The sequence below is a fragment of the Arthrobacter sp. 10N43 genome, assembly GCF_056394525.1.
Genome location: NZ_JBFTIA010000006.1, coordinates 114842 through 129432 on the forward strand (window position 1 = coordinate 114842; position 14591 = coordinate 129432).

Annotated in this window: 10 protein-coding genes and 3 pseudogenes; 6 read left to right on the plus strand and 7 right to left on the minus strand. The window is 64.1% G+C overall.

Annotated features, from left to right (window positions below; all coding sequences use genetic code 11):
- Positions 1–228 precede the first annotated feature (228 nt).
- From AC1DDO_RS14435 to AC1DDO_RS14450, 4 genes and pseudogenes are all read left to right on the plus strand, one after another.
- Positions 229–1493, plus strand: a pseudogene (locus tag AC1DDO_RS14435) (IS110 family RNA-guided transposase).
- A 27-nt stretch (positions 1494–1520) separates the two neighbouring features.
- A pseudogene (locus AC1DDO_RS14440) lies at positions 1521–1925 on the plus strand (helix-turn-helix domain-containing protein); the annotation flags it as partial.
- 373 nt (positions 1926–2298) lie between these two features.
- Positions 2299–2643, plus strand: coding sequence for a hypothetical protein (locus AC1DDO_RS14445; RefSeq protein ID WP_476972141.1), 345 nt, complete (start codon positions 2299–2301; stop codon positions 2641–2643).
- A 566-nt stretch (positions 2644–3209) separates the two neighbouring features.
- Positions 3210–3689, plus strand: coding sequence for a sensor histidine kinase (locus tag AC1DDO_RS14450; protein ID WP_476972142.1), 480 nt, complete (start codon positions 3210–3212; stop codon positions 3687–3689).
- Between the two features lie 479 nt (positions 3690–4168).
- Here the strand turns inward: AC1DDO_RS14450 and AC1DDO_RS14455 are convergent, their stop codons facing one another.
- Positions 4169–4501 (minus strand): hypothetical protein, encoded by a 333-nt coding sequence (locus AC1DDO_RS14455; RefSeq protein WP_476972143.1) that lies wholly within the window; start codon positions 4499–4501, stop codon positions 4169–4171.
- A gap of 771 nt (positions 4502–5272) precedes the next feature.
- On the opposite strand from AC1DDO_RS14455, the gene AC1DDO_RS14460 reads away from it, so the two are divergent.
- Positions 5273–6196 (plus strand): alpha/beta fold hydrolase, encoded by a 924-nt coding sequence (locus tag AC1DDO_RS14460; RefSeq protein ID WP_476972144.1) that lies wholly within the window; start codon positions 5273–5275, stop codon positions 6194–6196.
- A gap of 855 nt (positions 6197–7051) precedes the next feature.
- Here AC1DDO_RS14460 and AC1DDO_RS14465 read toward each other — a convergent pair.
- The 6 genes and pseudogenes from AC1DDO_RS14465 to mgrA form a co-directional block, all read right to left on the minus strand.
- A complete protein-coding gene (locus AC1DDO_RS14465; RefSeq protein ID WP_476972145.1) occupies positions 7052–7552 on the minus strand; it encodes a DinB family protein in 501 nt (166 codons plus the stop codon).
- A gap of 662 nt (positions 7553–8214) precedes the next feature.
- The gene (locus AC1DDO_RS14470) at positions 8215–8328 is read right to left on the minus strand and encodes a helix-turn-helix domain-containing protein (protein WP_476972146.1); all 114 of its coding nucleotides are present in this window, start codon (positions 8326–8328) and stop codon (positions 8215–8217) included.
- A 68-nt stretch (positions 8329–8396) separates the two neighbouring features.
- Positions 8397–9554, minus strand: coding sequence for an FAD-dependent oxidoreductase (locus AC1DDO_RS14475; RefSeq protein WP_476972147.1), 1158 nt, complete (start codon positions 9552–9554; stop codon positions 8397–8399).
- A gap of 369 nt (positions 9555–9923) precedes the next feature.
- Positions 9924–10151: pseudogene (locus tag AC1DDO_RS14480) on the minus strand (ParB/RepB/Spo0J family partition protein); the annotation flags it as partial.
- A 200-nt stretch (positions 10152–10351) separates the two neighbouring features.
- The gene (locus AC1DDO_RS14485) at positions 10352–11197 is read right to left on the minus strand and encodes an aldo/keto reductase (protein WP_476972148.1); all 846 of its coding nucleotides are present in this window, start codon (positions 11195–11197) and stop codon (positions 10352–10354) included.
- Positions 11198–11349: 152 nt separating this feature from the next.
- Positions 11350–12396, minus strand: coding sequence for an L-glyceraldehyde 3-phosphate reductase (gene mgrA / locus AC1DDO_RS14490; RefSeq protein ID WP_476972149.1), 1047 nt, complete (start codon positions 12394–12396; stop codon positions 11350–11352).
- 889 nt (positions 12397–13285) lie between these two features.
- Here mgrA and AC1DDO_RS14495 point away from each other — a divergent pair.
- Complete coding sequence (locus tag AC1DDO_RS14495; RefSeq protein ID WP_476972150.1) at positions 13286–14170, plus strand: helix-turn-helix transcriptional regulator; 885 nt, start codon at positions 13286–13288, stop codon at positions 14168–14170.
- The last annotated feature ends 421 nt before the right edge of the window (positions 14171–14591 follow it).

Here is a 14591-nt window from a genome sequence, read left to right on the forward strand (position 1 = left end):
GTCCGCCACATGCCCGTTGCGCCCACCGAACGCCGGGATCTTGCCCCCGTTACCTTTTTCGTAGCCCGTTCCTGTTGCAGGATGTGGGTGTGCTGGCCTGCCGGCCCCGGCATGATTGCCGCCCCCAGTTATCAATGATCCGGGCGGGTGTTGTCACCGGGGTCCGGTAGGTGCCGGAGAGACCGCTAATAGAGGCAGGACAGTTTGGGACCGTCGTGCGTAACGTGGATGCCGGGCTCCGACACCGCGGACAGTCCAGCACTGGTATCAGCTGCTGCGACTGGGAGGTACAGGTGATCGGAAACCACGAAAGCATTGATGTCTTCGTCGGCCTGGACGTCGGCAAGGGCGAACACCACGCCGTTGCAATGGACCGGGCCGGGAAGAAGCACTTCGACAAGGCCTTGCCCAACGACGAGGCCAGGCTGCGCGAAATCCTGGGTTCCCTGGGCAACCACCAACGTATCCTGCTCGTCGTTGACCAGCCGGCCACGATCGGTGCACTCCCGGTCGCGGTTGCCCAGGCCGTCGGCGTCATGGTCGGATACCTGCCCGGGCTGGCGATGCGCCGGATCGCCGACCTGCACCCGGGCGAGGCTACAACCGACGCCAGGGCCGCGTTCATCATCGCCGAAGCGGCCCGGACCATGCCCCACACCCTGCGCTCCGTTAAGGTCGCCGACGAACAGCTCACCGAGCTGACCATGCTCTGCGGCTTCGACGACGATCTGGCCAAACAGGCCACGGCGACGTCGAACAGGATCCGCGGCCTGCTCACCCAGATCCACCCGGCCCTGGAGCGTGTCCTTGGCCCGCGCCTGGACCACCCGGCAGTGTTGGATCTGCTGCGGACCTGGCCGACCCCCGAAGCCTTGCGCCACGCGGGCCGGCGCCGGATCGAAACCCGGCTGACAAAGCTTGCACCCCGGATGGGTAAGCGCCTTGCCGGGGAGATCATCGAAGCCCTGGACCAGCAAACAGTCACCGTCGGGGGGACCAACGCGGCCACGATCGTACTGCCCCAACTGGCCGGCATGCTCGCGGACATCCGCGAGTCCCGGGACACCGTCTTCACCCAGGTCGAAGCCCTCGTGGAGGCCCACCCTCTTCACCCGGTCCTGACGTCACTGCCGGCGGTCGGCGTCAGGACCGCAGCGCGGATCCTCACCGAGATCGTCGGAAAAGACTTCGCCTCCGCAGGGCACCTCGCGTCCTACGCCGGCCTGGCACCGGTGACCCGGCGATCCGGGACATCAATCCGCGGTGACCACCCATCCCGGAAAGGAAACAGGATCCTCAAGCGGGCCCTGTTCCTCTCCGCGTTCGCCGCCCTGAAGGATCCTCTGTCGAGGGCCTACTACGATCGGAAACGAACCGAGGGCAAACGCCACAACCAGGCCCTCATCGCCCTCGCCCGCCGCCGATGCGACACCCTCTACGCCATGCTCAGGGACGGCACCTTCTACGAACCACGAAAACCCTCAGCCGCTTGACGAAAACCATAGAGGCACCCCCCCGACGAGGGCGTTGACGTCCACAGCCACGATGACCACCAGATCATCTTCGCGGAGTCCGGCGTGCTCGAAGTCATCACCGACGCCGGGACCTGGTTCGCCCCGGCGACCCGGGCGATCTGGATCCCGGCCGGCACCGTACATTCCTGGCGCGCCCAGGGAATGACGTTCCCGCAATGGCGGACCCAGGTGCGACTCTTCCACGCCCTGAAGATGCTCGCCGCCGGAACCTCGGTGACCATGACCGCGCATGCCTGCGGCTGGTCATCCACCGGCGCCTTCATCGACGTTTTCCGCAATGCGTTCGGCCACACACCTGGAACCCACAACCGGACACAGGGGGTACGCGAGAATTTCATCGACGACATGACGAGACTTTCCAGGAGTTCGGGCTGCCGGGGACAATCCTGAGGATTTTGATCCTAAGTCCCGGCAAGTCACGCAGTTCCAAGCGCTCCCGGCCATGAAGGAGTACACAGCAACACCGCTGTCCAAGCCAAGAGAAGGAGCGGCCAGACCGCAACGCCCACCAACAAAAATGGGCCCCGCGGGGGCCCATAAAAGGAGATTTGTACACACTCAGAGGCCCACAAGCCCCTGAGCAGGGAAAACACGTGCCCGAGGTGGGACTCGAACTGCATTCCCTCCCCCGCGAACACTGGACTTCCCCGGAAACATAAGGAATCCGGCCCGATCCGATCCACATACGACCGGGTCCGAAGGCCAAAATGTGTACTTTGTACACACCCAAATTGGCCGCTTCAAAGCGTATGACAGCCAGCTGTTGCCGGCATTCTACGACCGGTTTGAACAACGCTGGGGAAAGGCAACCGCGCCCTTCCTGGACCCCGAAGTGCACGAGCAGCCCCTGCCGCGGGCCCAGTGGATCAACCCGGACACCGGGGCTGCCCTCGCGGTGGTCCCCATCTGGACCGAGGACCCGCGGCACCGCTCCTTCGGAGTTCTTTATCTCCCTCCCGCCGGTGATATCTGGGTGCTGCGGCCCGGAATCACCGCCTACACAGAGGGCGGCAAGGAAAGCACCCAGGAACAGCTCTCCCTCCGCAACAACGCCTTCAGGAAAGCCGTCAGCCACGCGAAAGAATTCATCTACGGCAACCAGCCCTAGGCCGCGTCCGGTACCGGGCCCAAGGACCCCCTACACAACTCCTCAAGGCCCGGGGCTCCGGCATGGAACACGATATCAACGGCCGCCGAAGCAGACGCACCGACCGAGAACAACGGTATGAAAGGAACTGACATGACCTCCCCGCACCTCGACCGGTTCCTCAACGAAGCTCTCGCCACCGAGCGCGAATCCGACGCCGGTCTAAAAGTACGCACGTGCTAAGTGTGACCGACGAAAGCGACAGCGAAAGACCGCGCAAAGGCGGCGGAGGTCACCCGTCGGGCGGAAAACAAGAGTCCGGCGGCGCAATCGATATGCAGCCCGGTCTTAGTCCCGGGCGTCGATTTCCTTCACTTGGCCCTTCCGGGCGACGCGATATGCCGCGGAAAGTTTGACGATCTGATGCGGCTGTCGAGTGATTTCCCCGGCGCCGCACAGGCCTCCACGGCATTCCTACCGTCCACTGGACGTAGCCTTTTGGCGCTGGCGCCAGCGGAAGGAATCCATGTGCACTAGCCTCGGCGCGGCACAAGAAAACGCCAACGACACAGGCGCACAGTAAGAGCATGAAATCACTACTGAGCGATGAAGTCGTCGCCGTACGTGGCGTCCTCACCGATACACACCCGGTCGACTTCCATGCCCTCGGGGTAACCGGCGCAATTGACCGCTTGACTCTTCCACTCCGCGAACGCGGAACCGCGGTGCACCTGGACACTCCGCACCACAGGATGGAAGTAGACCGGCAATCCGCAACGCTTCTGTATCGGGCGGCACAGGAGCTCCTCAGCAACGTCTACAAATTCGCCCAGGCTTCAGCTGTGACGGTCCGGCTGGGCTGCGTTACCCAAGGCCTGAGCCACAGCGTCCAGCTCAAAGTGACCGACGACGGCGGGGGTTTCGACGTGCCCGCAGCCATGAGTGGTCGGCACACCGGCATGGGACTGCGCCTCATGCAAGCGGCGGTTGTCCTTGCTGGCGGAGAGATGACCATCGATTCGTCCGCCTCGGGAACCTGTGTGACGATAACGGTGCCTCTGGACTAGCATCCGCTGCACCGCTGTTCTGACAGGGAGCAGCAGCCCGGCTGGCGGGCTCACGACCAACCCCGGTGACGACCACAGCCCGGGACGGCCACACCCCTGTTCATGCCCTTCACGATCGGGATCCTAAATGCCAGATCCAAGAGCTGACCGAACACCACCAGAACCGTTGGCTGATTTTCTCCGATGCCGCCGAAGAACCGCCGCGCCTACATCGGCCCAGTGGGCGGCGGTGAAGATCCGCTGGGGTCTGCGGGTCGACAGCACAGAGAAGGCCGCACTGGTCCGCTACGCAGATTCCTGCCCTAACGTCACCCTCACGGTTACCCGCGCCGAATCAGGAGACCGCCCTTCTCGGCACTTCCCCGTCTCTACTCATGCCCACTCAACGGCACTAACTGGCCTGCTTCCAACGGTTATCCGCCTGCACACCGGCGGCCGATGCCGCCTAGCTGTCGGACCGCGGCTGGGCGGGCATACCGCTAAGGAGTGGGCGCCGTCGTTCGCGGCGCTGCCAGGATTGGAGCCCTGCGCAAGGTCCGGATACGGCTGCGGGCCCGCGAACGGTCCGCGGGCCCCGCAGTGCCGGCATGTGCCAGGCACAGGCCGACCGACACTGCCGAGGGCGCCTCCAGGGTCACGACCATGCCGATAATGCATCGGCTGTAGACATCGATCGCGACGGTCAGATACGGGCGGCCGGTCGGTTGCCGCTCCCGTTCGTCCACGACGATGACGTCGATGACCGTGTGATCGATCTGCACCTGTTCCAAAATTGTGCCGATCGCCGGCACCTCGTCCCCGGCAGACTGCATCGGCCGCACCGCATTGGGGCCACCCCTACGCCGGCCTCCCTCAACGGGATTCAGCGCCCGGATTCGCCGCTCCACCGTGTTCCGGGCCGGGACAGGGAGCTGTCGTGCGCGGCACGCCGCAGCGATGTCGCGATATACCGCAGCCAAGGTCCGTTTCTGCCGGGTCAGGAACTGCTTCCGCACGATCTCCCGGACGAGGTCTTCGACTTCGCCTGACAGACGCGCGGTTCCTTTCCCTCCGGCGGAGCGCCCCGGGGCCAAATGTCAGGGCGGCGTCTTTGCGGATGTTGATGTCATCGGTCAGGGTGGCCGGGTCGAGCATTTCGAGGGTGGGTGTGGTGTTCATGGTGTTGCTCCTATTGCAGAGGATTCCGGTGGGTGGGGCGGCTTAGGTGACCGGCCAGCGTCCCGTCTCCCCCCGTTGTTTTTGGTTGCTGGCAAGCTCGCTTGCTCGGCGGCCGACGGAGCCCTGTCTACCCGCAGGGCAAGGGGACGTGCAATCTGCGCAGAAAATAAGCGACGCAGGAGCGCCGGAGGGACATTTCCTGCACCGCAGGCCCCGACGAAGGAGGGGCTAGACGGGGTGAAGCGGGCGCCTAGAATCCGGAGGAATCTCAATGATGTTGTCAACGGATATTGGCGTGCCGCTCTCGTGCCCCGGCCGGTTGGCGGACAGGGCCCGAGGTGTGTTTTCTAGCTCGCCCAGCCCGAGTAGGGATTCCGGTCCTGATCCGGCAGTTTTCTCGCCGACCATTGGAGTACTGTTCGACCATGACGACATCTGGGCGGGAATCCGGTACTCCACAGCCCAACGTCAGGGTGACGGCGAACCGTGTGAGGTCGGAAGGCGATGACCTGTACTTCGAAGTGCGAGGTCACGGGCCGGCGGTTTTGTTGATCCCTGGAGCCGGTGGGGACGCGGACCTGTATGCCGCCGTCGCGGACCTCCTTTCAGATGAATTCAAGGTCATCACCTACGACCGCCGTGCGAACGCCCGCAGTACTTCCAACAGTCCCCAGAATTTCGAGATCAGCCAGCAAAGCCGGGATGCGGTAGCAGTCATCCATGCCGCCGGCGAGCAGGCGGCATTCATCTTCGGAAGCAGCAGTGGGGCTGTAATTGCCCTTGATGCGGCGAGGACCCAAGCCCATGCCGTGCTGGCCGCCATCGCTCACGAGCCGCCGTGTGCGAGGTTATCCCCGAACGATGCCAAGTGGCAGCGTTTCTTCGCCAACGTATACCGAATGGCCTACTACCTCGGCCCTTCGCTGGCAGGCCTTCGTTTCGTTTTCGGCATTCAGGTTCCCGTGAGGAAGCTTGTCAAAGGACATGCCCAAGCCGTGGAGTATGCTCGCGGCCAGAGAGAGTCCCGGCAACACGAGCCTCGCATCAGCTCGCTCGACGCGAACAATGTCCTGATGAAGCTCGAACTCCTACCGGTGACGAACTATCTCCCGGATGTTCAACTGATTCATCGCAACGGGGTGACGATCATCATGGCCGTGGGCAAGTGGACCCAGGATCGGAAGACCTGGCTTGGTGAGGTGTCACGCATCCTGGCAGAGCGGCTGGGCTGTGAGCTGATGACATTCCCCGGCCATCATGGCTCGTACACCGACATGCCCCACGAATGGGCGGCAACCCTGCGCAGGGTCTTGCGCAAAGCCGGCGGAACAGAGCAAACCGCCAGCTGACGAGATGACAGCCTGCTCAGACGCATCCGCGCCTTTGGACCGCCGCGTTGGCGCTCGAGGCTCGGCCGGTCCGCAGCGGTGCCTTCATGGCCTTTGCCTGAAGGTGATTGTCGGTGGAACCAGCTGTGAATTCCCGGTGCAGCCGGCTCTTGGCTCCATGCTCAATCAGCGTCGGAATGCTAGTCCTGCGACCGGTCCAGGGACTCTAATTCTTCCTCGAAGGTGCCTGCAATATGTGTCGGCGTGCCGCTCCGGTGACCCGGCGGGTTGTGGCCGGGACACCGGAGGAGCTTTTTGGCCGTCCAGTGAGTATGTCAACCTGAATCAGGACCAGTGGGGCGGCCTGAAATCAATCAATCTTATGAAATGGGCTTTGTTGGCCAGTTGCCACCCCCGGGCCTGGTTCCTCCTCAACCGGATCTCGCAGAGGAAGGCTGGAGGGATCATCCCCATGTGCGTTTTGCCGTTCCTCCTAAGCAGCCATCGGATTCGTCAGATTCCGGGCCCCGGGTCGAGATGCATCACTGTCTGACAAAACTACTGGCCGCGTCCCAGCCACTTGTTGCGATTCCGACCTCGTCGTGACAGGGGTCCCGATGAGACTGCAATTTACCGCCATCGTGGGCTCAAATCAGATTGACATTCTGACCCAGCCGCATGTTAGCGGCCATGTCATTCTGCCCGCTGGCGGGCACCTCGGATGCCCTTAGGTGGCCAGGAAATCTGGCCGCCCGCGGGCGCCCGAAGTTATCGAATCGGCCCCTCCGGCCGCCGCGGAAATTGTCTGATGCCGACTGAGGAACGCCACCGATACTTACTCTTGGGACTGTGGGGACGAACTCTTGAATTTCCAGCCTAGTCGCCGATGGATCCGTCCAGCAGCTCGCGCAGAATATCCAAATGGCCGCAGTGCCTGCCGGTTTCCTCGATCATGTGCACCAGGACCCACCGCACGCTCTGTCCGCCGTCGCCGCCGCGGCAGCGCTCCTCCATCTCATGCCGCCGCAGCACTTCGCGCGACTGGCGGCAGGCGGCCTCATAGTCTTCGATAATCTCCGACAGGCTGTCCTCTTCGCTCACACGGAACGCGCCGCCGGGATCCTCAGCGGACCACCGTGTGGGCACCCCTTGCTGCCCGTCGATGCGGTCCTGGAACCAGAACCGCTCAATGTCGGTCAGGTGCTGCACCAGCCCCGACACCGTTGTCAGCGAGGGCACGAGCCGCCTGACGCCGTCGGCGTCGCTGAGTCCACCGGCCTTCATCACCACGGTGGCCCGCAAGTAGTCCAGGAAGCCGGTCAGCGTCTCCCGCTCTCCGGCTGTCTCCGGTGGTTCTGTCCGGCCGTCATTTTCCATCCGTCCAACCTAGCCACGGGCGTCGTGCTGCAGCGCAGGCGCGCCGAACTTGACGAAACGGGACCTGCAGAAGGGCACGACGACGGGGCCAATTTCCTGACCGCCAGCGAGCAGTAGCTGTGGCCATACAGCACAAAACGAATAAAATCCTATTGGCCGCCAGTGGGCTGAGTAAATTGGCCGCCAACAGCCGCACTTCAACTCCTTGATTTGACGCCTATAGGAGCATCATGGGCACGGCAAAAGCCCAATCGCTGCGCTGCTTTTCCCGCACACATCTGGACGGCGGGACCCAGCTGACCGGCTGCACACAACCGCCAGGGAACCTCGGACTGGCACCTCATCACCGGGACCGGCGGCCGTGCACAACCTGTGTTGTGGCCGGTCACCATGGCAACGTTCCCCATGGACCAAGACTCGGCACCCCCGCCGCCGGCCCGGGCGTTTGGCCAGGTCTTTTCAGCCATAGACCACAGGCGGCTCCGGTGGGCAGACGCGAAGAAGGCCGGCATCCTTTTTAGGGGCCGGCCTTCTTCGCGTCAGTATCTGGTTTAGTCGTCCGCTGCCACGTCGTCTTCCCTGACCTGGCCCGCGGCGATGCGTTCGGCGGCCTTCGCGAACGCATCCTCGATGTACGCCATGAGGTCACTCTCGCGGACCCGCTACACGCCTCTTCCGCCGAACTGGCCGGCAGGGAGCTCGCCGCTGCGAACCAGCGAGTAGACGAGCGCCCCTTTGACGTTCAGAACCTCCTGGACCTGTTCCAGAGTCAGCATCCTGGGGAACGCTGGTCCCGTGGTCGGCGCAGAGTTCTCTTTCCCGTCCTCTGTCCGTTTCGGCATTCTCAACCCACCCCGTCCCGGTGTTGCAGCTCGTCCTTGGTGCGCTGTCCGCGGCGGAGGGATCCGGCCGCGTTCAACACCGCATTGCGCATCGTGATGCCTGATCGGGTCCTAGGTACGAGGAGGCGCGATGCGATGCCGGCGCCCCGTTGTAGCGGTCGGACGTGTTTGCGGTGCGTGTGTTCATAGCCGGCGAAAGCAGCGGTGTGGTCATCCGGGTGGGCGGCAATCGCGTCGGCGAGGGTCTTTGCACCGACGATCGCGCTGCTGGAGCCTTCACCGAACAGCGATATGCAACTCGCCGCGTCACCGAGCAGCACCACGCGGCCGGCAGTCCACTGCGGTACGTCCACGCGGGTGACGGCGTCGAAGTACCTATCGCCGGACGCGCCCCATTCCTCGAGCGCGAGCGTGGTGAGCCATCCGCCGCCGGCGTAGGTGGACTCGACGAGGCGTCTGCCTTGTTCCGCGTCGCGGTAGTCGAAATCCTGCTGCCCACGGAAGATGAATGCGAACCCGGGCTTCCCACCCGCCGGATGGATGGTCAAGGAGGTTCCCGGTTCGTTGTATAACAGCACGGTGCGCGGATCCTCGATCGGAGTAGGGGCCCGCACGGTGCCCACGAACATGCCGAATGGGCGGCAAAAACGTTCCTCGGGGCCGAATGCCAGACGCCGAACGGTGGAGTGGACTCCGTCGGCTCCAACTACCAGGTCGAAGCGACGGGAAGGGGTCCGCTGAAACTCGATGTCGACTCCACTGCCGTCCTGGTGCAAGGCGGTGATCGAGTCGTCCCGGATGATGAGGCTGCTCTCCCGGGCCTTCTCGAGCAACAGGCCGACGAGTTCATTGCGCCCGACCTCGACCTCCTCGTGGCGGTCGACGCGTTGGCGCGTGCGGATCGTGGCCTGTGGCCGCCCGTCGGCGTCGACAAAGACCAGGCGTTCGACACCGGTGGCTGTCTCCTCCAGGCGCGACCAGATACCCATTTGCCGTGCAACAGCGACCGCTCCTCCGCGTACGTCGACAGGGTTGCCACTAGATCGTGTGTCGGCCGCTCGTTCCACAATCGTGACCGACCAACCGGCCTTCGCCAGCCAGTACGCGACGGTCGAGCCGGCAATGCCGCCGCCGGAGACCAGTACGCTTCGATCCACCATGCCCCCATTCAAGCACTCAACACCAGAGGTAAGTCCGCTTCCCTGGGGATTCCACATCGGGAGGCGGAAGGGCCGGCGCTGTTGGGCGCCGGCCCTTCCTGGTTTCCCTTGGGCAAAGGAAATCTGTGGTTCAGCTTAGCTCAAGGGTTTGTGTGCTGCCGCCGGCTCGGTACCTCGTTGTTTCTCGTCCCGCGGGTGGTAGTCCGACGGTCGCTTCGTCGCGGTTAATGGCGGTCCGTCGCTGGTGAGTGGCTGCTGTGGTTCGCCCTGGGCGGCGGACCGCCCGCGTTACGGGAGGTTCCCGGACCTTCACGGGGTGAGTGGCCGGGCGGCTGCATTGGGGGATCAGCCGCCCGGCACACTTACAGATTACTCGGTGTCGGCGGTGTGCTTGTCGAGTATGACGCGCTCGACGTCGCTGGCCGTGTATCCCCAGGAGACGAGCTGGTTCAGGTAGTGGAAGTGCCGTTTTTCGGCGCTCCGCCATGAGTCTTTCTGGATGGTCTTTTCATACCCTGCGCAGATCAGGGCGATGAGGGAGAACTCGGGCCGTGCGGTGGTTTTGGCGGTGTGGTCCCGCAACGGATTCCAGCCCCACCGGTCGGTGTCTTCCCCGGTAAGGGAGCCGGCACCACGGAACTGATCCCCGAAAAGTCAGAGCAGCTATCAATCGGTGCCTATGAGGCTGCGTGAAGCAACTGGGTCCGGCGTTGCACCGGGCTCAGTGGTTAGGTGCGAGGACGATGTGGCAGCAAGTCGCTTCGCGGGTCCTCGCACCCTGGCACCGAGTAGGCGTTCTAGAACTGCGTGAAGGCGGCTGTGGCGGGGTCCGCGCCAATCCGTGCGCCCTCTTCCAGTGCGTTGACGGCCGCAAGTTCCGAGGCAGTCAGAATGATCGCGGCGGCCTCGAAGTTTTCCCGCATGCGGTCAGCCGAGGAGGTTTTCGGGATGGCGATGTTTCCGGTGCTAAGGTGCCACGCGAGCACGATCTGGGCGGGCGTGACCGCGTGCTTGGCGGCAAGGAACCTCACGGCGCCGGAGTCCAGATCCGCGCCCTGGCCCAGGGGGCTGTATGCCTCGACGGCGATGCCCCGGGACCGGCTCGTGGCGACGAGGTCGCGCTGCTGGAAGGTGGGGTGGATTTCGATCTGGTTGACGGCCGGGATGATGTCTGACGATGCGCGGAGGGTGTCCAAGTGTGGTTCCAGGAAGTTGGACACCCCGATAGCACGTGTCAGGCCATCGCCGTACAGTTTTTCCATGGCCTTCCAGGCCCCGGAGAAGAGCCCATGGGACGGGACCGGCCAGTGGATCAGATACAGATCCACGTAATCCAGGTCCAATGCGGTCAGGCTGTCGTGGAAGGCCTCGTAGACCAGCCCCTGCTCGCCGTTGCGGAGTTTGGTTGTGACGAAGATTTCCTCTCGAGGAATCCCCGATGCGGCGATCGCGGCGCCCACACCGGCTTCGTTCCGGTAAGCAGCCGCGGTGTCGATGTGGCGGTAGCCGGTTTCCAGGGCGTCCTCAACAATGCGCTGGGTGTCCTCTTCGGGGACCTGGAACACGCCGAAGCCGAGTTGCGGGATCTTGACGCCGTTGTTCAGGGTGACCGCGGGGATGGTTGTTTCTTGTGTCTGGGACATCGTCAGTTCTTTCGTAGGTGGGGCGGCACCGGGTACCCGGGCACCGCTGGTGCCCGGGTACCCGGGACGGGCGCGGCAGAGCCCATCCTTGATGTGACCGGGTAGTTGCACGCCGCTGTTTGCGGGTTTGTGCTCTGGAAGAATGCGCGGGTCTAGGCTTGGAGCGCTCCTGCCCAAAGGTTGATGTCGGATTCGATCGCGAATTCGTCGATCTTCTGAAGGTCTTCGCCGGTGAATTCCGGGCCCGAGACTGCCGCGAGGTTGTCCTCGAGTTGCCGGGCGCTGCTGGCTCCTATCAGGGCTGAGGTGACGGGTGTGCCCTTCCGCTGTGGGCGCAGGACCCATGCGATGGCCATTTGGGCGAGGGTCTGCCCGCGCTGGGCGGCTATCTCGTTCAGGCCGCGGATTCGGGCCAGGTTCTCCCGGGAGAGGTGCGTGTTGGCCAGCGACTTGCCCGCCGCTGCCCGGGAGTCTTCCGGGACACCGTCCAGGTAGCGTGTGGTCAGCAGACCCTGAGCCAGCGGTGAAAAGGCAATGGACCCGGCCCCGACTTGTTCGAGGGCCTGGAACAGGTTGGGGTCACCGTGTTCGGTCCACCGGTTGAGCATGGAGTACGAGGGCTGGTGAATGAGTAGCGGTGTGCCCAGATCGGCGAGGATTTCCGCGGCTTGGATGGTTTTTTCGGGTGAGTAGGAGGAGATGCCGGCGTACAGTGCCCGGCCCGAGCGGACCGCTGTGTCGAGCGCGCCCATGGTTTCCTCCAGCGGCATGTTCGGGTCCGGGCGGTGGCTGTAGAAGATATCGACGTAGTCCAGGCCCATGCGTTCCAGTGACTGGTCCAGGCTGGCCAGCAGGTACTTCCGGGATCCCCACTCTCCGTACGGTCCGGGCCACATGCGGTATCCGGCTTTGGTGGAGATGACGAGTTCGTCACGATACGGTTTGAAGTCATCCGCGAGCTGCCGGCCGAGATTCGTTTCCGCGCTGCCGCTCGGCGGGCCGTAGTTGTTGGCGAGATCGAAGTGCGTGACGCCAAGGTCGAAAGCCCGGCGAAGGATGGCCCTTTGTGTTTCGAAGGCCTTGTCATCGCCGAAGTTGTGCCAGAGGCCGAGCGAAACGGCCGGAAGTTTCAGTCCGCTGCGCCCGACCCTGCGGTAAGGCATGGAATCGTAGCGGTCCTGCGCTGGGGTATAGCTCATGTGTTCAGTTTCCTTGGCTGTTGTCCCGATTCCGGGGTTTGGATATTCGCAGTGTGGATGTGGGCGACCTTGGCTCTTTTCCTCGATGACGGTGAGGCCGATCCCGTCCTGGGCCTGCACGACGCGGCGCCCGCCTCCCTCCTCGAGCCAGATCCACGCGGTATTCCCATCTGCTGCCACTAGGTCCACCCAGCCCTTGGCAATTACGCGGCCCCGGCTGACGAGGCCGACGTAACTGCCCACCAGGAGCTGAACCAACAGTGACGAGCCGAGGACTTCGATCCCCCTAACTATCGGGATCTGAGCCTGCGACTGAACGGGGTTTGCGGGGTTCCGGGCATCCGCCGTCACCGGCTGCCTTGTCTGATGTCCCGTTGCCTGTCCTCGGCAAGGATGGGAGCCGTTCTCAAATATCCCGGACCGGTCACGGCCCGCGGGTCAGGCTCAATTGCCCAGGCGGCCTGGTGTAGTGCACCGGCCAGCCGCCCCTTCAGCGGAGCGAGCCGTCTGCGTGCGTAGGCGGCGCCTCGGCTTGGCCGCCTGGGGGGTGGCGGCGCCACAACAGGCGCGTCCGGTAATGCACTGCGGGCTTCGTGGTTCATTGTCCTGTTGGCGTAGGCCGCCATCACAAAGGAAAAGTCCATGGTTGTCTTCTTGTCTCATCTAACGTGCCCGGGTTTGTTAGCCGCCCGGGCACGATGGTTCGGCCGGAAAAGCCGTGGAGCGGATAGGTCCGGCGCGGCGCCGGGTTACCTGACCGGCTACGCAGTAAACGCTATGTGCCCGCGTCCGCCATGTCAGCAGGTACGCCACGCCCTGCTTTTCCTAGGACTGGCAGTCCTACCTTCGCCCATGGAAAGCGGAGGCACGGGCATGGAGAATGGGAGACATGGGTCAAAGTGCAGAGTTCGGGTCGTTCCTGAAGGCGATGCGGTCACGCCTCACGCCGGAGATGGCCGGGCTGCCCTCCGGTCCCGCATCCCGGCGGGTCCCAGGGCTGCGGCGTGAAGAGATCGCACAGCTGGCCGATGTCAGCACCGACTACTACACCAGGCTGGAACAGGGCCGCAACATCCACCCCTCCCGGGCCGTGCTCGGTTCAGTGGGCCGGGCACTGGACCTGGACCCCGGGGAACAGGCACACATGTTTGCCCTCCTGGAAAACTGCGCCAACTCCCGGCCCTCCAATCCGGCCCAGACCGTACGCCCCGCGCTGCACCAGCTGCTGGACGCCGTCGGGAACGTGCCCGCCCTGATCCTGGGGCGCCGCACCGATGTCCTGGCCGGAAACCGCCTGGCTTTTCTCCTGCTCGCCGACTTCTCCGCCATGCCCGCGGCCGAACGGAACCTCACCCGCTGGATCCACCTCGACCCGGGGGCAAAGGAAATCTTCAGGGACTGGAAAACAGTCGCGTCCGAAGCAGTTGGAGGCCTGCGCGCCGACATCGGACGACACCCCAACGATGCACAAGCCAACCAGCTCGTCGGCGAACTCGCAGTACACAGCGAACACTTCCGCCGCTGGTGGGCCGGACACCGCGTGGCCGCCGCATCCGCAGGCACTGTGCGACTCCACCACCCGGTCGTCGGAGACCTGGAACTGAACTTTGAAGATCTGGCCCTGCGTGAGGATCCCGACCAGGTGCTGCGGTTGTTCTCCGCCAAACCCGGCTCGCCCTCGGCCGATTCCCTGGCACTGCTTGGGAGCTACGGCGCGGAACAAGCCCCCGCCCCGGGACCTACGGCTGAATCCTCCCGGGCGGTTCTGGAGTAGGTGACTTAGGCGTTGCGCCGTCCGGGTTTCCTCTTATGAGTCTCCCCTGACCGGCGTCGCGGCGGCGCCGGCTCGGCGCCCCCGCCTCCAACAGGTCAGGCGCGACGCAGTGCCGGACCGCCTCAATCGGCGATGCTGCGGTCAAATAGCGTTTGACCGAAGCTTAGGTTCAGCATGCCTAGCTGAACCCAACGGTTCGCTGGGAACCCGCCCACACTACTGGGTTCTTCTAATGGCTCTCCAGCCTGCGAGTTTCGCTGACGTGACGCGTAGCCGGGTCGCGTTCTCCGGGTCCAGGGCATACGGTGCGACGCCGGCGATGGCACCGGCTCGCTGGTTGACCGTCCGGGCCGGCTGAGGCATGAGGTCGCCCTTTCGAGGTACCGGGGTATTGCGCTGCGGGGCGGATGTGATCTGGCCC

Excerpts from the sequence above, each read along its gene's own strand:
- AC1DDO_RS14460 (WP_476972144.1), top strand. The coding sequence starts at position 5,273 with ATGACGACATCTGGGCGGGAATCCGGTACTCCACAGCCCAACGTCAGG.
- AC1DDO_RS14495 (WP_476972150.1), top strand. The coding sequence starts at position 13,286 with ATGGGTCAAAGTGCAGAGTTCGGGTCGTTCCTGAAGGCGATGCGGTCA.
- mgrA (WP_476972149.1), bottom strand. The coding sequence starts at position 12,396 with ATGAGCTATACCCCAGCGCAGGACCGCTACGATTCCATGCCTTACCGC.
- AC1DDO_RS14470 (WP_476972146.1), bottom strand. The coding sequence starts at position 8,328 with ATGCTGACTCTGGAACAGGTCCAGGAGGTTCTGAACGTCAAAGGGGCG.
- AC1DDO_RS14475 (WP_476972147.1), bottom strand. The coding sequence starts at position 9,554 with ATGGTGGATCGAAGCGTACTGGTCTCCGGCGGCGGCATTGCCGGCTCG.
- AC1DDO_RS14485 (WP_476972148.1), bottom strand. The coding sequence starts at position 11,197 with ATGTCCCAGACACAAGAAACAACCATCCCCGCGGTCACCCTGAACAAC.
- AC1DDO_RS14465 (WP_476972145.1), bottom strand. The coding sequence starts at position 7,552 with ATGGAAAATGACGGCCGGACAGAACCACCGGAGACAGCCGGAGAGCGG.
- AC1DDO_RS14455 (WP_476972143.1), bottom strand. The coding sequence starts at position 4,501 with ATGCAGTCTGCCGGGGACGAGGTGCCGGCGATCGGCACAATTTTGGAA.
- AC1DDO_RS14450 (WP_476972142.1), top strand. The coding sequence starts at position 3,210 with ATGAAATCACTACTGAGCGATGAAGTCGTCGCCGTACGTGGCGTCCTC.